The 16,074-nt window shown below is 59.1% G+C and carries 16 protein-coding genes; 3 read left to right on the top strand and 13 right to left on the bottom strand.

Features of this window, described 5'->3' with window-relative positions; all coding sequences use genetic code 11:
* Positions 1–5 precede the first annotated feature (5 nt).
* From PMI09_RS24265 to PMI09_RS24235, 7 genes are all read right to left on the bottom strand, one after another.
* Complete coding sequence (locus tag PMI09_RS24265; RefSeq protein WP_007800679.1) at positions 6–1,022, bottom strand: ABC transporter substrate-binding protein; 1,017 nt, start codon at positions 1,020–1,022, stop codon at positions 6–8.
* A gap of 23 nt (positions 1,023–1,045) precedes the next feature.
* Positions 1,046–1,558 (bottom strand): alpha-hydroxy acid oxidase, encoded by a 513-nt coding sequence (locus tag PMI09_RS31500; protein ID WP_007800677.1) that lies wholly within the window; start codon positions 1,556–1,558, stop codon positions 1,046–1,048.
* A 3-nt stretch (positions 1,559–1,561) separates the two neighbouring features.
* Entirely contained in the window at positions 1,562–2,851 is a 1,290-nt protein-coding gene (locus PMI09_RS24255) for a hypothetical protein (RefSeq protein ID WP_007800676.1), read from the bottom strand.
* Between the two features lie 32 nt (positions 2,852–2,883).
* Positions 2,884–3,615: a histidine utilization repressor gene (gene hutC, locus PMI09_RS24250; RefSeq protein WP_007800674.1), complete on the bottom strand. Its 732-nt coding sequence runs from the start codon at positions 3,613–3,615 to the stop codon at positions 2,884–2,886.
* Positions 3,616–3,651: 36 nt separating this feature from the next.
* On the bottom strand, positions 3,652–4,665 hold the full coding sequence (locus tag PMI09_RS24245; RefSeq protein ID WP_007800672.1) for a zinc-dependent alcohol dehydrogenase: 1,014 nt from the start codon (positions 4,663–4,665) through the stop codon (positions 3,652–3,654).
* 4 nt (positions 4,666–4,669) lie between these two features.
* Entirely contained in the window at positions 4,670–5,998 is a 1,329-nt protein-coding gene (gene hisD / locus PMI09_RS24240) for a histidinol dehydrogenase (protein WP_007800670.1), read from the bottom strand.
* 281 nt (positions 5,999–6,279) lie between these two features.
* Complete coding sequence (locus PMI09_RS24235; protein WP_007800668.1) at positions 6,280–7,050, bottom strand: SDR family NAD(P)-dependent oxidoreductase; 771 nt, start codon at positions 7,048–7,050, stop codon at positions 6,280–6,282.
* Between the two features lie 661 nt (positions 7,051–7,711).
* On the opposite strand from PMI09_RS24235, the gene PMI09_RS24230 reads away from it, so the two are divergent.
* Positions 7,712–8,890, top strand: a complete 1,179-nt coding sequence (locus tag PMI09_RS24230) for a Fic family protein (protein WP_007800666.1) — start codon at positions 7,712–7,714, stop codon at positions 8,888–8,890.
* A 97-nt stretch (positions 8,891–8,987) separates the two neighbouring features.
* Here PMI09_RS24230 and PMI09_RS24225 read toward each other — a convergent pair whose 3' ends face one another.
* The 3 genes from PMI09_RS24225 to PMI09_RS24215 form a co-directional block, all read right to left on the bottom strand.
* On the bottom strand, positions 8,988–9,764 hold the full coding sequence (locus tag PMI09_RS24225; RefSeq protein ID WP_007800664.1) for an SDR family NAD(P)-dependent oxidoreductase: 777 nt from the start codon (positions 9,762–9,764) through the stop codon (positions 8,988–8,990).
* 119 nt (positions 9,765–9,883) lie between these two features.
* Positions 9,884–10,777: an NmrA family NAD(P)-binding protein gene (locus tag PMI09_RS24220; protein WP_007800662.1), complete on the bottom strand. Its 894-nt coding sequence runs from the start codon at positions 10,775–10,777 to the stop codon at positions 9,884–9,886.
* Between the two features lie 68 nt (positions 10,778–10,845).
* Positions 10,846–11,271: a MarR family winged helix-turn-helix transcriptional regulator gene (locus PMI09_RS24215; RefSeq protein WP_007800660.1), complete on the bottom strand. Its 426-nt coding sequence runs from the start codon at positions 11,269–11,271 to the stop codon at positions 10,846–10,848.
* A gap of 201 nt (positions 11,272–11,472) precedes the next feature.
* Between PMI09_RS24215 and PMI09_RS24210 the strand changes: the two genes are divergently transcribed.
* Positions 11,473–11,877, top strand: a complete 405-nt coding sequence (locus PMI09_RS24210) for a hypothetical protein (RefSeq protein WP_007800658.1) — start codon at positions 11,473–11,475, stop codon at positions 11,875–11,877.
* 76 nt (positions 11,878–11,953) lie between these two features.
* Here the strand turns inward: PMI09_RS24210 and PMI09_RS24205 are convergent, their stop codons facing one another.
* Together PMI09_RS24205 and PMI09_RS24200 are read right to left on the bottom strand one after the other, a co-directional pair.
* Positions 11,954–12,925, bottom strand: a complete 972-nt coding sequence (locus tag PMI09_RS24205; protein ID WP_007800657.1) for an alpha/beta fold hydrolase — start codon at positions 12,923–12,925, stop codon at positions 11,954–11,956.
* 93 nt (positions 12,926–13,018) lie between these two features.
* The gene (locus PMI09_RS24200) at positions 13,019–13,705 is read right to left on the bottom strand and encodes a glutathione S-transferase family protein (RefSeq protein WP_007800655.1); all 687 of its coding nucleotides are present in this window, start codon (positions 13,703–13,705) and stop codon (positions 13,019–13,021) included.
* A gap of 104 nt (positions 13,706–13,809) precedes the next feature.
* Between PMI09_RS24200 and PMI09_RS24195 the strand changes: the two genes are divergently transcribed.
* Complete coding sequence (locus tag PMI09_RS24195; RefSeq protein WP_037083978.1) at positions 13,810–14,385, top strand: TetR/AcrR family transcriptional regulator; 576 nt, start codon at positions 13,810–13,812, stop codon at positions 14,383–14,385.
* Positions 14,386–15,052: 667 nt separating this feature from the next.
* Here PMI09_RS24195 and PMI09_RS24190 read toward each other — a convergent pair.
* Complete coding sequence (locus tag PMI09_RS24190) at positions 15,053–16,003, bottom strand: PhzF family phenazine biosynthesis protein (RefSeq protein WP_081499107.1); 951 nt, start codon at positions 16,001–16,003, stop codon at positions 15,053–15,055.
* Positions 16,004–16,074: the final 71 nt, after the last annotated feature.

Here is a 16,074-nt window from a genome sequence, read left to right as displayed (position 1 = left end):
AGAGGTCACTTGTTCGCTGCATCGACAAACGATGTGTCGATCATGGCGTCGGCGGAAACGTCCTGGGTCACGAGGCCGGCTGTTTTGGCCGCCCTCAGAACGTCGGCGAAGGTCTTGGTCTTGAAGTCACCGGCAAAGGCCTTGGCTGCTTCAGCAGAGGTATAGTACTGGACGCCGTCGAAAGCCGTTTTCAGATCATCCGGGGAGGCGCCCACGGCCTTCGATATGATGGTGCGGTCCTCCTCGGTATTGGCCTTGTAGTCGGCCAGGGCCGCATCCCAGGCCTTGATCATGGCCAGAACCTGCCCAGGCTTCTGCTTCAGCACCTCCTCGCGAACGACGAGGACGTCGGAGACAAGGCCCGGATCCTTGCCGGCTTCAAAAAGCAGCTTGATGTTCTTGTCCTGGGCCAGCGCCGTTGAAATGTAAGGCTCGTAGGTGACAGCGACGGGAACACGGCCTGCAATCAATGCCGTTCCGGCATCAGCTGCGGGCATTGGCACGCGCACGATATCGTCGATCGTCATGCCGTTGCTGGCAAGCGCGTAGTTCAGCAGGATGTCGCTTGTCGTGCCTTCCTCGAAGGCGATGTTCTTACCCTTGAGGTCAGCGACGCTCTTGATGTCGCTTCCGGCAAGGATTGCGTCCGCCTTCAGGCTGAAATCGAGAAGTGAGACGATCTTCACCGGCAGGCCGGCGGCGACCATGCCCATGGCCGTGTGCGTGGCGATATTGGCAGCGTCGAGCTGACCGCTGGCAAGTGCTGCGTTGATGTCCTTGTCTTCGCTGAAGTTGACAAGCTCGACATCCTCAAGGCCGGCTTTCTTGAACAGGTCTTTGCTGGCGGCGACGTGCCACTGACCGTAACCGAGCCATGGCTCGATGCCGATCTTGAAGGTGCCCGGCTCCGGCTTGGACGGGATTTGATCCTGGGCGTTTGCCTGCGCACTGGCAAGAACGCCGACGATCCCGAGCGCGATCGCTGCGCGGGCAAACTGCTTGCTGATGGATTTGTAGTTCATTGGGAACCCCTCTTTTGATGATTTTAACGGATCATACAGCTTTCATCTTCTGAAGTCTGATGCCCACCCATCAAAGTCATGACGGGCGAATATCGTATGTAAGTGTTTGTCTCCTTTCGCCGGCGTTCGCGGTCACTGTTTGAGTTCAGATGCGAGCCACGTTTCTTTAGGTCGGCGATCGAGCTCACACCCATCAAAGCCGAGGTAATCGAGAACACGCGACGCAATGTCTCGATCGCACGGTCGACGCGGGCCTGGCCTGCAGGTGCAAGAGCGTAAGCATAGGCTCGACCCAGGAGACCGACCGGTCCCAGCATAAAGGGAAGAGGATGTCGCCGTCCGAGGTATTCGGTCGACAGATCAGGCTCGGCATAGTCGACGAGAACGTGCTGACGCAGCCGCAAAAGCGAGAAATCGTCCTTGTTTCGACGATAGGTTTCCTCCGCAAAGGAGCCACCGTCGATGTAATCGAAGAAGAGCTTAGGCAATCGCCGGCGAGCGGCCAGCCGGAGGTCATCGATATTGACGATCGTCACAATCTACCCCTCCGGATCTATCTTTGCGAGGAAGCGGGTTACCAGGTCCGCGCCATCATCAGGCTCCGCCCCTACCATCATCGCCACTGAAAGGCCGATCAGGGAGGATGTCGGATTGTGGCTTGTCGCACCGGCCCGAAGATTCATGACAAGTGTCGGGCAGAGGAAAAGTCCGAGCCGGACGACCTTTCGCCAATCAGAAGGAAGCATGTCCCGCTGCTTGAGGGCGGCAAGCAATGGCTTCCACATTGCTTCGGCCTTCGTTTCCAGAAGTGCGGCTCGAACCGGGCTTAGCGTCCAGTCGAAATCCGCAAAGAGACGGCCGTTGTCGTACCTGGCTGTCGCGTTGAATTTCTGTTCGGCAAGAGCCGGATCATAGAGCCAGTAGGGATGGGCGAGGATATTGTGGAAGGTCGTCTTCACCTCGGCCAGAAGCGTCGGGATGTGCTCGCCGGCAAAGGCTGGGTCAAAGAACGACAGGCTTGCGCGCCCTTCCTGCCGTTCGAACCAGACATTGGCGTTATGAGCGTCGCCGTGTCCCGTCACCCCGCCACTATCCGCCAGACGGACAGGGTTCAGTCTTTCATGCGCGGCGTCGAACAGCTCCCCAAGCGTGTTGCGGTATTCGATGCCATTGATGGCAAAGCGGGCTTTCGAGAGTGCGTCCCAGGAAAGCGTCACGCCGGGAAATTCAAACGCCTTGCCGACATAAAAGCTCGCCAGCCGGCCACCGGGATACGTCCCGTCGGGCGCAGTGACCAGCCGGTCGTAGAACAGCCGGTGGATCGGCTCCTTTGCGACTTGGTCAGGCGTGACCGGATGCAGCGTCTTCAGATAGACGGACAGGACGGCCTCATTGAGCCTGCGCTCCGCATGTACGGCCTGGCTTGCCATTTCCTTATCATGAAGCTCGTCGAGCGCGCGCAGAACATCAGAAAAGCGCGGATCCGTCCTGCGTCTGTAGACGAGGATCTGTTCGCCCGGAAGAGTCGACATCATTATCGGCTGGTCTACCGGCAGGCCGGCTTTGGCAAGGATATCGGCGCGATAGTACTCGCCGCTCATCTCCTCCTCATTTTCCTCCTGATGGAATTTGAAGAAGTACGGCTTCCGGTCGGCCTCAAAGAACCCATTCAGCGAATTGAGGCTGTATTGGTCGTGGTTGATCGCCAGATCACGTGCTTCGATCCCAAACAGATCTCGCAACAGGTCGGCAAGAAGAGCTTCGGCACTGCCGTCGCGCTTGTTGGCTTTTTCCCGGATGGCTGCGGTCCGACTGTTGGGCTGCCCCATGATCTCTCACTCCTGGAATGACGCGAAGGTTTTCATTTTTTGGGCGGCAAGTATCTGCTGCCGAGCGGGTAGCGGCTGCCGACATAGGTGAAGGTATTGACCGTTGCGATCGCCTGCCCCGTCCACGTTTTTCGGTTGAGAACCAGGCAGCTGTCCCGCTCACGAATATGTAGGAGGCGTGCATGTCTCTCCGTCGCCGGGATCGCGCTGATGAGATGCTCGACCTCGGTTAGCGGCGTGCTGTGCTGCAGGTAATCGTAGGTGCCGATGGACGTAAAATCCTGATCGAGATAGTTCTTCACGAGCTCTGTATTGACGTAACGCTCCTCCAGTTGAACAGGGACGCCATTCTCGTAGTGAACGACCATCGAGTGATCGACGGGGCAAAGCTTTCTGAACTCGAACGCGTCCAATAGCATTTGATCCGGCCGCTCGATCCGCTCGAGCAGGATCACCTCCGCGCGGTGTTGGCTTCCACGCGCTTTGATCTCGGTGATGATATTGCTGATCTCGATGAGGGTCGACTGCGCCTTGGGAGGCGACACGAATGTCCCGACGCCCTGGACCCTGCGCAGATAGCCTTCGGCAGTCAGTTCGCGAAGCGCGCGATGAACCGTCATGCGAGAAACCCCGAGCGAAGACGTCAATTCATGCTCGGACGGGAGCTTTTCATTCTGTGGCCAACTGCCGTTTCCGATATTGTCGAGGACGAAGTCCTTGACTTTTTCGTAAAGCGGACGCGCGGTGTTTGAAAGACCGGGCAATTTCTATCTCCGTCTCACGCCGAGGCGTATGCTCGATCAATCGGCTATTCGAATGATCGTTTTTAATTTGGTTGAGCGACCATCGATCAGTCGGTAGTACGCGTCAGGAATTTCGTCGAGTGAGCTCCGGATCTCGCTGAATTGCAGAAGTGAGGACTGCAGTTTTGGCAACAGCGCGATGGCGTCGACGAGTTCGTCTTCAAAGGCGTGGCAGCCAACGAGGGAAATCTCGCGCTCGACCAGGACATTGGGATCCAGATCCAGTTTCCCATGACTAATGCCCACAAGAGCGAAGGCGCCGCCCCCGTCCAGAAGTTCGATGCCTTGCGCGATGGCCTTTGTGCTCCCCGTTGCATCCACCGCATAACGCAGTCGCGCGTTGCCGAGAGCAGTCCTTGCTTGCGACTTATCCAGCAAGACCACCGAGCCTCCGCAGAGGCCGGCCACCATTTCGGCACGACTGCCATTCAAATCCGCAAACAACAGCTTCCCATCGTGGAGATGTGAAAGCAGCAAACCGCAGAGACCGCCGATTGTCCCGCAACCGATAAGAATAATCGCTTCGCCTTGGGGCGGATTGAGCCGTCGTACCGCATGAAGGGCGACGGCCAAAGGTTCGGCCATGGCCGCCACTGCAGGATCAAGTGACGGCTCGTGCTTGAAAACCAGACGAGCGGGTAGTTGGGCCTGCTCCGCAAATCCTCCGTCGCATACCTCGCCGACGAAACCGAGATGTTCGCAGATATTGGTGCGGCCTGATCTGCATGCTTCACATTGGCCACAGTAAAGGCGGGAGTCAGCTGCGACGAGGTCACCGATCGCGAGACCTTCGACGCCCTCACCAATTGCGGAGACGCGACCGCAGAACTCGTGTCCAGCGGTGGATGGACGCCTGCTGATCCACTGGCCGGTTCTGTAGTTGTGAAGGTCCGAGCCGCAGATGCCCACGGCGCGAACATCAATCGTCACGTAACCTTCCGGGGGCGACAGAGGTCTGCCGACTTCTTCGACCCTAAGATCAAGCGCGTCGTAAAGCCGGACCGCCTTCATCCAATCAGCCCCGCTTTGGCAGATAGTCGTCGCGGACCGCCGAGACCGCATACGCGTGAGATGAGAAGCCTTCATACTCCGCAAGCGTATGGGCACGCTTCGCAAACTCGGGATAGGCCGACGCTGTCACGTAGCCGATCGAACTGCGCTTCACAAAATCGGTCACCGACAGCGGGCCGAACGTGCGCGCCCAGCGGCTCGTCGGCAGCACGGCATTTGGACCGAGGCAGAAATTGGCGATGCTGACAGGGGTATGTGGACCCATGAGGATTTCTGCAGCCTCCGTGATCTGTCCGAGATGGGCGAAGGGATCCTGCGAGAGGATTTCGAGATGCTCCGGCGCGTAGGCGTTGACGAAGTCGTAGCTTTCCTCGATCGAGGAGGTGAGGATGATCCCACCGCATTTGCCCGAAAGGACGGCACTCGAGAACTGGACGCGCTGTTCGGTCATACGTGCCCAATGCTCAGGCAGCGCGGCGAGGGCCTCCTCGGCCACGCGGCGGCTATGGGTCACGAGATAGGCGGAAGAGTCGGGACCATGCTCGGCCTCGATCAGGAGATCGAGCGCGGCAAGGCCGCCATGGATAGTGTCGTCCGCGAAAATGATCGCTTCCGAAGGGCCAGCAGGCAGGCCCGTGTCGATGATGCCTGACAGGCTCCGCTTGGCTGCGACCACCCAAGGGCTTCCCGGCCCAACGATCTTCAGAGCCGGCTTGATCGTTTCCGTCCCGTAGGCAACCGCTGCGACTGCCTGAGCGCCGCCTACCTTGTAGACAGTTTCCACGCCGGCCAGACGCGCTGCCACGAGCGTTGCGGCGTCCACGCTACCGTCCGGGGCAGGCGGAGTGACGATCGCCAGATTCGGAACACCTGCCACGACGGCCGGCACGGAGGTCATCATCGTGACCGACGGAAACGAACCTTTGCCGCGCGGAACGTAGAGGGCGGCGGACTTGATCGGGGTGAAGCGGTCGCCGGCAAAGGCGCCTGGCTTGATCTCCTTCAGCCACATGGCCTCGGGCTTCTGCTCTTCATGAAAATGACGAATATTCTCGATGCCGAAGGTGATGGCCTCGATCACATCTTCGCTGACGAGCTTGAAGGCGGCGTCGAATTCCGCATCCGTTGCCTTGATCGTTGCTTCTGTAATATTTGCCTTGTCGAGGTCGCGGCCGAAGCGGGCAACGGCGCGGTCACCCTCGGTGCGCACGGCCTCAAGGATTGGTGTCACTTTCTCGATGAAGCCCGAGATGTCTGTTTCAGACCGTCGCAAGAGCGCGGCCTGCTCATCCGGTCCAAGATTGGAATATTCATGAAAAGTGACGTCGGTCATTGCTCATACCCTTGTTGGCGCACAGAGGCGCAGACAGCCGCTGTCGTCCGCGCCCTGACGGCGCGACGATGTATCGTCCCTACAGGTCATGCTGAAACGCACCGCAAGTCGGTGGCCACCGGCGCAATACCCTGCAAGCTGTTCGTGCGAGGACGCCGGATGGCTATCCGGCAAATTCCCAGGAAGTCGAAGACTTCGTTCCCGTTTTTATTGTCTAGAGTTGTCTATACATCTATAGACAATATGATCATTCATGTGCTGTCAAGCGTCAATTTCCGTTTCTATATCGACGCCAGAAAGCCGCCGTCGACAGGAATGCATTGGCCAGTAATGTAGGCCGATGCGCCACTCGCAAGGAAGACGACGGCGCCGCCGATGTCGGAACCATCACCGAACCGCTTCTGTGGGATCTTGTCGAGCATTTTCGCAGACCAGCCCTTATCCTGATAAAACCCTTCGGTCATCGCTGTTCGGAAATAGCCCGGAGCCACCGCATTCACGCGGATGCCCAGCGGCGCCCATTCCGCCGAAAGCGCGCGCGTCATGCCGAGCAGTCCCGACTTCGAGGAGCCATAGGGCACAGCGGTCGGGATGCCGACGTAGGACGTGAGGGAGCAGAGATTGATTATGCTCCCACCGTGGGCTCGGCGGGACATCCGGCGTGCTGCGGCTTGCGACCAGAAGAACGCGCCCTTGAGGTTGGTGCCGATGATCTTGTCCCAGATCTGTTCATCGACGTCGAGCGAGGGAGATATCTGTTCGTAGCCGGCATTGTTGACAAGGATATCGACAGCGCCAGTGATGTTTTCGAACTTGCTTAGCGTTTCGTCGATGGACGAGATGTCTGTCACATCCTGGGCGCTCGTGATGCAGGTCCTGTTAAGCGCCTCAATCTTCTCTTTGGTTTCGCTTAGCGAATTTTGATCGCGCGCCGTAACGCAAACATCGGCACCCGCTTCGGCAAGCGCCAGCGCAATCCATTGGCCCAGGCCGCGGCTCGCTCCGGTCACAACTGCCACTCTTCCTGCCAGATCGAACATCGTATTGGCCATGATGATCCCCTTACTTTTGCAGGATAGAACCACCGTTCAACAATAATGTCTATACATGTATTGACAAAGAGTGGCATTCCGATTTGTGCCTGAAAGACGCGCCATGGCAAAAGTTGCCACAGGACATTACGTTCAGAAATCCCGATCCGCAGCCGCAAAGACTATCATTAGGTTTGAGATTGATTGCCCAGGATCTGCCGATCGGATCGAATGCCCGATTGTCAATGGCATTCAGCTTCACATCGGTGCGATCAAGGTGAAGATTGCGGTATATAATTAGGCTGATGAGGTAAGGGCGGATATTCCCCAGCACCCGCTTCGGAGCTATCGGCGCGATGCGCACCTCGCAGAATTCCGAGATTTTTCGCTGACAAGGACGTGATGAAAGGTCTTGTTAGGTCATGCTCATTCCATTTCTCTCGGCACCAATGCCGAGGGCGAGCGGGAATAGGAGCGCAGTTTTAAGAAATGATGTATTGGCGGACGGTCCGTCGGATGGCGGCCATCGGCACCGTGGTCTCATGGAGCTGGCCTGGAATCGGTCGCCTGCGCTTGACGCAGTGACAACGATCTACGTTAATTAAGCCCGCTTACCTAAGCTTGATGCTTATTTAAATAGAAGGGCGCTTGCTTAAATAACGGACGGAATTCATATTAGGCTATGTCTGATTCCGAACCTAATTTGCGCCTGGGTCGTTTTGTCGAAACAACAGCAGCGAGCGAAACAGTACGGGCGTTCGTGCCTCCGCCATTGCCGCCCGAGCCATCCATCGATGTCCTTTCGCTATTGCAGCGCCTCAGTCTGGCAGAGCGTGCGCTCGGTCGCCTGGATGGCATCACAATGCTGCTCCCGCGCCAGGAGCTATTCCTTTACATGTATGTGAGAAAAGAGGCAGTTCTTTCCTCGCAGATTGAAGGTACACAGTCGACTCTTTCCGATCTTTTGCGGTTTGAGACCGAGGCTCAAGCGTGGCAACCGGTCGATGATATTCGTGAGGTTTCCAATTACGTTGATGCGATGATGTACGGTTTGGAGCGTTTGGAAACGCTGCCAATGTCATTGCGCCTGATCCGAGAGATGCACGCACGACTGCTGCAAAGCGGGCGCGGAGGCACTAAGGATCCAGGAGAGTTTCGGCGCTCGCAGAATTGGATTGGAGGCACGCGACCCGGTAACGCACTCTTCGTGCCACCACCTGTGACGGAATTGGGTGGCTGCCTAGATGCGTTCGAGCGCTTCATGCATGACGATCAATCACGATTACCGGCACTGATCAAAGCCGGCCTCCTGCATGTCCAGTTCGAAACGATCCATCCATTTCTCGATGGCAATGGCCGTATAGGTCGTCTGCTTGTCACTCTTTACCTGTGTGTGAACGGCGTTCTACGCAAACCATTGCTCTACCTCAGTCTTTACCTCAAGGCTCATCGAAGGGAATATTATCGATTACTGCAAGAGGTCCGTGAACATGGAAACTGGGAAGGTTGGTTAGACTTCTTCCTGACAGGTGTAGCCGACACCGCCAACCAAGCATTTGAAGCTGCCACTCGGATTGTCGATCTTTTCAAGGAGGACAGGGAGAAAATCACAACCGAGAGCGACAGAGCTGGATCGGCCCTTCGTATTCACGAACTCTTTCAGCAAAACCCCTTTCATACGGCAAATCAGATCGTTCAAATGACAGGCCTTTCCGCACCGACTGTCAATGCAGCGCTCGCTGACTTGGAGCGCTTGGGGATTGTCGACGAGGTGACAGGTCGCAAGCGTGGCCGTGTTTTTAGCTACCGTAGATATCTCGCAATCCTAAGCGAAGGCACTGATCCCCTGCCGGCTACGTGATTAAATCACGGGTCGAAAGTTCGAATCTCTTCAGGGCGACCACTCTTCAGCGGTCTGAGAGGCTGGAGAACTGGCGGGCGAGCCTTTGGCTGGAGCGCTAGACGAGCGAGTCCACGACGCCGCCGTCGACTCTCAGCGCCGCACCGGTCGTGGCGGATGCGAGGGGGGAGGCGAGATAGACCACCATGTTCGCGACTTCCTCGACCGTTGCCGGCCGCTCGATGATGGAGGTCGGACGATGCGTCTTGACGAAGTCGATGCCGACTTGCTCGAAGGACCGCTCGGCCGTGACATGTCCCTTGAGCATCTTGGCGGCGCCTTCGGACATGGTCGGGCCCGGTAGCACCGAGTTCACCGTCACTCCGGTGCCAGCCATGCGCTTGGCGAGACCGCGCGCAACGGCGACGTCGGCGGTCTTGCTGACGCCGTAGTGGATCATCTCGACAGGAATATTGAAGGCGGATTCCGATCCGAGGAAGATGAAGCGCCCCCACGACTTGGCAGCCATTTTTGGAAGGTAGGCGCGCGCCAGGCGCACGCCTGCCATGACGTTGACCTGCCAGTGGCGGTCCCAGATCGCATCGTCGGTCTCGAAGAAGTCCAGCGGCTGAAAGATGCCGAGATTGCTGACGACGATGTCTGGCTCGGGTTCGGCCCGGATCATGGCGTCACATCCCTCGGTGCTTGCGAGGTCGAGCGCATGACCGCGCGCACGGCCGCCGAGGCGCGCCACCGCTGCATCGACCTTTTGCTGGGTGCGGCCGTTGATGATGACTGCCCCGCCCGCCTCATGGAGCCCACCGGCAATGGCAAATCCGATGCCTTCGGTGGATCCTGTGACCAGGGCGACTTTACCTGATAGGTCGATGTTCAACTTGTTTCTCCTGGAAAGACTGGCTGGGCGGCGCGTTTATCGCGCCGCCATCAGCTTGTGACGGAGCCGGTTTTTCAGACGCGGTGATGCCGATGCTCGTCGGCCCGCGCCGAAGCGGCTTACGCCGCCGCGTCCAGCGTATTGAAGGCGGCCCGGTGCGAGGTGACGAAGTCCTGCACGGTCATCGGTGGCACGCCCGTCACTTCGGCGATGATCTTGTCGGCGCCCGAGAAGATGCCATTCTGGTAATCAAGGGCGATCGCGCAGAAATGCTGGATCAAAAATTCCGGCAGCCCGAACTTTTCCAGGCGATCGCGGTAGGCGGGGATGGTCAGCGGCCGGTAGCTGATCTTGCGGCCGAGCACCTCGCTGATGGCTGCGGCGATACCCGGCTGGTCAAGCTCGGTCGGCCCATGAAGCGTGTAGGTCTTGCCGATATGGGCGGCCGGCTCCACCAGCAGCGCTGCGATGAGGCGGGCCTGGTCCTCGGCAGCGATGGGAGCATGACGGCCAGCCCCGTAGGGAAGGTCGATGATGCTCTGTTCGACGATCGTCTTGCGTGCGAACGGGTAGAGCAGCCATTGCGAGAAGAAGGTCGGCCGCAGATGGATGGTGGGAACGCCCGACCAGTCGAAGACCCGCTCGGCGATCCAGTGATCGCGCGCGGCATGACTCTTGGAGTCCTCGCGCGCGGAGATCTGCGACATGTTGATTACGGCCTTGAGGCCGGCGCGCCTGGCCGCATCCGCGAAATATGCCGTCGTCTGGATGATGCCGGGACGGACGGGGTAGCAGAAATAGGCGGCGGCGGCGCCGGCGGCGGCGCGGATAACGTCGTCATGCTCGAAGAGGTCGCCGACCACGACCTCCGCGCCGTCGCTGCGAAGCGCCTCGGCCCGCTGATCCTCCTTGTGGACCATAGCCCTGACGGCATGACCCTTTTCGAGCAGGCGTTGGACGGTGTAGCGGCCGGTCTCACCGGTAGCGCCGGTAACGAGGATCGTGTCAGTCATTTCTATCTCCTTGTGTTTGGCTGCATCATAATGTGTGTAATTACACAGTTTTGAGTAAAAAAAAGGAGCTACCCGCCGAGGCTCAGCTCCAGGATTTCATCGCGCATGCGCACGGCACGGTCCTGTCCGACCTCACGCTCAAACGCGGCCTGGGCGTCTTCCCAGAGAGGAATGGCCTCCGCCACCTTTGCAACGCCCGAGGGGGAGAGGGTGACATCGAAGGCGCGGCCGCTATCGGCTCTGCCGGCCGCAACCCAACCGGCCGCCTGCAGCGGCTTCAGCGCGCGGACGAGCGTCGTACGCTCCATGCTCAGCATTTCGGCCAGTCTGGTAATCTTGAGGCTCTGATAGGCCTCTAGCAGCGACAGGATGGAGAACTGTGAGACCGACAGTCCGGCAGGCGCCAGATGACTGTCGTAAAGACGGCTCAGATGCCGCGCGTTCTGGCGGGCGGCGAGGGCGTAACAGAGATGGGGACCAGTGGGTGTCGGCATGGGGCATATCTAAATGTGCAATTGCACAGTGTCAAGTCCGAACCTTGGCGCGCTCGGCCGACAAGAGCCGGACTCGGCACAACCCGGCTCCAAGGCTCATTGCTAGAAGTGCAATTACACACTAAGTTCAGGAACGTCGCAGTTGAGTTTGGATCGCGCTCACGCGGCCATCCCAGAAATCGCGCCATCCGGAGAAACGACATGTCGAGCAGCAACGGAGAAAAGCACCCATTCCTCGATGATCTTGCCGGTGACGCCGAACTGAGAGGGACGGTCCTGCGCCGCCCGGTTTCGGGCCGTGACAATATCAAGCATCTGGTCGAGGCCGTCGGCACGCTCTACGCCTCGCAGACGCCCACCTTCTATGGGGCGATCGACCAGCGTCATTTCCTGCAATACAAGGCAACACTTCGCACCGGCCTCGAGCTGGAAGCGGTTGGTGTCATCGAGCGTGACGAGACCGGGCTCGTTCGGCGCGTGACGATGACGTTTACGCCTTTGGACGCCGCGCTGTCGCTGTCGTTAGGATTGGGCAGCATCGTCGGGGAGGAGTTTGGTGACGATCTCTTTTTCGACGCATCGGTGAACGAGATCGCGGCTTCCTGATCGCCAGCCCCGCATGCGATCGCATGCAAGGCGCCGGGGGCCGGGCTACGGCCAGCCCCCGGCCTTTCGTACGCCATCAGCCGCGAAGGAACGCCAGCAGGTCGGCGTTCAAGCGGTCCTTGTCGACATGCAGCAGCCCATGGGAGCCGCCTTCGTAGACAATGAGCTTGGCATGTGGAACGAGCCCGGCGGTCAGTTTCGCGGAGATTTCCAGCGGGACGATCTGGTCGTCGCTGCCGTGGACCACCAGCGCGGGAACGGTGATCTTCTTGAGGTCGTCGCGGAAATCGGTTTCTGAGAAGGCGCCAAGCGCGTGATAGGCGGCCAGAAACCCGGTTGCCTGTCCCTGACGCCAGTAGCTCTCCCTAAGACCTTCCGAGACGTGCGAGCCCGGACGGTTGAAGCTGTAGTACGGCATGGTGACGTCGAGATTCCACTGCGACCGGTTTGCCTGCACGGCGGCCCGGAACGTATCGAACAGCTCTTTCGGCGCACCGTTCGGATTGGTTGCGGTCTTGAGCAGGAAGGGTGTCACCGAGGAAACGAAGGCGACCTTGGCGACGCGGCTCTGGCCGTGACGCGCGATATAGCGTGCGACCTCGCCACCGCCCATCGAATGACCGACGAAGGTCGCCTCGCGCAGATCGAGCGCCTCGACCAGTTGCGCCAGATCATCGGCGAAGGTGTCGTAGTCGTAGCCACCGGACGGCTGGCTCGACCGGCCAAAACCTCGACGGTCATGGGCGATGACGCGATAGCCATTCTGCAACAGGAAGAACATCTGGTCCTCCCAGGCGTCGGACGAGAGCGGATAGCCATGGCTAAACACCACGGCCGGCCCAGTGCCCCAGTCCTTGAAATAGAGGCTGGTGCCATCTTTCGTGACTAGGCGATCGCCTTGGGGCTTGCCGGCGGGGACTGACGCGGGGGGCTTTGCATCGGCGGGGGATGCGCCGGCGCCAGCCGCTGCAAGTCCGACGCTGGCGATGGCGGCCCCTTTCAGCAGGTTGCGCCGGGAAGCGCTGTCGGGTGTTGAGATCGTGAACATGAGGACTCCGTGAGAATGACCGCCGGCGGCGGCGTGATTGGCGAATGTGGTTGGGTGGGTCTCGTGGTGCTCGGACCGCTGCGATGTGTGCGATTAGAAGCCGAGCCTGCGCAGATCCTCGGCGACGAACATCTGGCCGCTGCGGTTCTTGACGCTCGGCAACTCAGAGACCTTTGCGCGCCAGGAATTGAGCGCGGAATGATCTTCAGGGATGGCAATGCCGGCGGCGTCGGCGAACATCAGCCCGGCAAAGACTGTAATGTCGGCCATCGAGAACACATCGCCGGCGACGAACGACTGGTCCTGCAATACTCTGTCGAAATATTTCATGCCGGTGACCGCCTTATCGCGCTGGCGGTTGCCCCAGTCCTGCCGGCCAGCCCATTCCGGACTCTTAAAAACTTGCAGTTCGGCGCCGAGGCCCGGCGTCGCGTGATGGAAGTAGTTGCCGACGGCATCGAGCAGCTCTGTCTCGGCCCGCTTCTGCATCATGTGGATGACGGCCTTTTCCTTCGGCGTCTTGCCGGTGAGCCGCGGATCGCCATCGAGATTGTCGAGGTATTCGGTGATCGCGGTGGCCTCCGCGATGTAGGTGCCGTCCTCGAGCTGGAGGACCGGCAGCACGCCCGAGGGGTTCTTTTCGAGGAAAGGCGGTTGTTTGTGCTCGGCGCCAATGAGGTCGACGGAGACGAACTCGACCTGCGGTTCAAGGCCTTTCTCGGCGAGCACGATGCGGATGCGGGCCGGATTGGGAAATCCTGTGCGATCGAAGATTTTCATGGGAGACTCCTTTGTCTGTCTATCGATAGATAGATTGCAGCCGTCGTTTATTCCTTCCCTTTTCCGGCGTCAACAACTATCTATCGAGTGATAGGTACGGATCGATGATGGCTAGAACCAAAACGGATATGCGAGAGGCGGTCATGACCGCTGCAAGAGCGACGGTGCAGTCGCACGGCTACAACGCGCTCAGCTTTCGCGAACTCGCGAAAGAGGTGGGGATCAAAAGCGCCAGCGTGCATTACCATTTCCCCACCAAGGGCGACCTCGGCGCCGCCTTGGCGCGTCGCTATACGGAGGAGGGGGCAACCTTTCTGGCGGAACTCCTTGCGACGTCCGAGGACGCGACCTGGTGCATGGACCGATACACCGAAATCTTCCGTTCTGCCCTCGCCAACGACAATCGCATGTGCCTGTGTGGCATCATGAGCGCGGAACTTGACGATCTTCCCACGGAGGTTCGGATTGAGGTCGACAAATTCGCCGCCATGAACGTCGGTTGGCTATCCAAGGTGCTCTCGCGGGCTAAGCCTTCCGCAAGCGACCAAGACCTGCAGGAGCACGCGATGGCAATCTTCGCAGCCATCGAGGGGGCCCAGCTGGTCGCGCGCGGCTGCCGGGACATCGGCATCTATGACCGGACGATCCGAGCTTATCGAGCGACTGGTCTCTTCCCATAACAGTCGACTGGGCGCCAATCGGTCCGTGCTCGCGGGTGACCGAGTCTTCGCGGTGTTTTTTCGCACGGCCGGTCGACTCAGTGCGGCGCATTTCCAGCGTTCCGCAACGCTGCGTCTCGACCATAATGGCCGAAAAATAAGCACAGGACTTATATTGCATTGCAACATGTGCATGGCTGCACTGCGATCTGGGCGCTGGCGGTCGGAGCAGCCTCTGGGTATTTTCAGATCATCGAAGCAATGCACCTCCTCCCGCAAAGCTTCGTGTTTCAGGCGACCCATTTCTCCTCCCAAGGGGCGCCTGACGGAACAGCGGCACTCCTCCTCCCAGCCGTTGTTCAATTCTTTCGAAAAGCCTGCCGCACCTCCTCCCGCGGCAGGCTTTTTCGTTGTGCGCCAGGCATGGCGCGTGGTGTGAGGGCACCCGTTTGACCTGGATGGTATCCGGTCGATGACTTGGCATCGGTACGTACCGCTTTGGGGCGTAGAAACCCCGAAGACAGCGGCTGATACCGGCCGAAAAAATATCGGATCCTCTGGCTTTCGGCCGGGGGCCTGCGGCGGGATTGAAGAGTAACGTCCATACCCGGCGGGATGTGATTTGCGACGAGCGTAGGGATGCGCACGCCAGGTGCTATTGTCGATGGCCCAAACCAGTCATCAGCATTCAGTAGATAAGCTTGCCATCGGCGCAGGTGACGCACATGCCGCCGACGCTCACATTGCCTTCACCGTCGATGATCACCGAGACCTGACCATCTCGGCCAACCTGACGTCCCTGCGATGCAGTGTAACTGATACCGCTCCTTACCGCCGCTTCCCGGTCTGCGCGGAAAAAGCCCACGCTTCCATTGCCGGAACCACACACCGGGTCCTCTTCGACACCACAGGACGGCGCGAAAGAACGGACTTCTATTCCCGCATGGCTGCCCCCATGGCTCCCAAAGATCGTAAGACCAGTTGCTCCCAACTTCCTCTCAAACTCGGCAGAACGTGCGAAGTCAGGCTTCAGATCGAGAACGGCTTGGGCATCTTCCAACCGCGCCACCACCCAGACTGCGCCGACGTCTATGATCGCCGGGGCTTCATCCTTGCGAACGGCTCTTCCAAGAATTGCTTCAAGCTCCCTTACCTCATCGTCCGTAAGCGTTCTGAGTTTTGCAGGGGGCATAGAGAGCGTCAGAGTTCGACCCTTCCCTTCGCCTGCCACTGCAATGCTGATGAGCCCTGCGCCACATTCCTGTATCAGCACCCCTGAACGGGGGGAAATGCGACCTGCCTCAAGAACGGCATGAGCGCTGCCCAGCGTTGGATGTCCAGCGAACGGCAACTCGCTGCGAGGAGTGAAGATGCGGAGCTTGTAGTCTGCTTCGGGGCTTGATGCCGGGAGAACGAAGGTGGTCTCGGAAAGATTGGTCCATCGGGCAATGGTCTGCATCTCGACATCAGTAAGCCCGCTTGCGTCGAGGACAACGGCAACGGGGGGCGCGAATGCATCCACGACCTTATAGTTTCGCACTGTATCGCTCCCGTAATGGCTTGGTTGGTGTTGCCGTACTACCCGTGCCCGCGCTGTGACAACTTCATTTGCATGATGATTTTCATCAAGGTCGCCCATGCTTAGTGGGGATCGAAACCTCGACCAAGCTTCGAGCTAATGTTCATCCGTTCAGTTGCAGTTCATTGCTC

The sequence above is a fragment of the Rhizobium sp. CF122 genome, assembly GCF_000282035.1.
In the GTDB taxonomy this organism is placed as follows: domain Bacteria; phylum Pseudomonadota; class Alphaproteobacteria; order Rhizobiales; family Rhizobiaceae; genus Rhizobium.
Note: the sequence above shows the minus strand (reverse complement) of the source record. Positions and strands in the feature narration are given on the sequence as shown.

Excerpts from the sequence above, each read along its gene's own strand:
- PMI09_RS24265 (WP_007800679.1), bottom strand. The coding sequence starts at position 1,022 with ATGAACTACAAATCCATCAGCAAGCAGTTTGCCCGCGCAGCGATCGCG.
- PMI09_RS24255 (WP_007800676.1), bottom strand. The coding sequence starts at position 2,851 with ATGGGGCAGCCCAACAGTCGGACCGCAGCCATCCGGGAAAAAGCCAAC.
- PMI09_RS24245 (WP_007800672.1), bottom strand. The coding sequence starts at position 4,665 with ATGAAGGCGGTCCGGCTTTACGACGCGCTTGATCTTAGGGTCGAAGAA.
- hisD (WP_007800670.1), bottom strand. The coding sequence starts at position 5,998 with ATGACCGACGTCACTTTTCATGAATATTCCAATCTTGGACCGGATGAG.
- PMI09_RS24235 (WP_007800668.1), bottom strand. The coding sequence starts at position 7,050 with ATGGCCAATACGATGTTCGATCTGGCAGGAAGAGTGGCAGTTGTGACC.
- PMI09_RS24230 (WP_007800666.1), top strand. The coding sequence starts at position 7,712 with ATGTCTGATTCCGAACCTAATTTGCGCCTGGGTCGTTTTGTCGAAACA.
- PMI09_RS24220 (WP_007800662.1), bottom strand. The coding sequence starts at position 10,777 with ATGACTGACACGATCCTCGTTACCGGCGCTACCGGTGAGACCGGCCGC.
- PMI09_RS24215 (WP_007800660.1), bottom strand. The coding sequence starts at position 11,271 with ATGCCGACACCCACTGGTCCCCATCTCTGTTACGCCCTCGCCGCCCGC.
- PMI09_RS24210 (WP_007800658.1), top strand. The coding sequence starts at position 11,473 with ATGTCGAGCAGCAACGGAGAAAAGCACCCATTCCTCGATGATCTTGCC.
- PMI09_RS24205 (WP_007800657.1), bottom strand. The coding sequence starts at position 12,925 with ATGTTCACGATCTCAACACCCGACAGCGCTTCCCGGCGCAACCTGCTG.
- PMI09_RS24200 (WP_007800655.1), bottom strand. The coding sequence starts at position 13,705 with ATGAAAATCTTCGATCGCACAGGATTTCCCAATCCGGCCCGCATCCGC.
- PMI09_RS24195 (WP_037083978.1), top strand. The coding sequence starts at position 13,810 with ATGATGGCTAGAACCAAAACGGATATGCGAGAGGCGGTCATGACCGCT.
- PMI09_RS24190 (WP_081499107.1), bottom strand. The coding sequence starts at position 16,003 with ATGGGCGACCTTGATGAAAATCATCATGCAAATGAAGTTGTCACAGCG.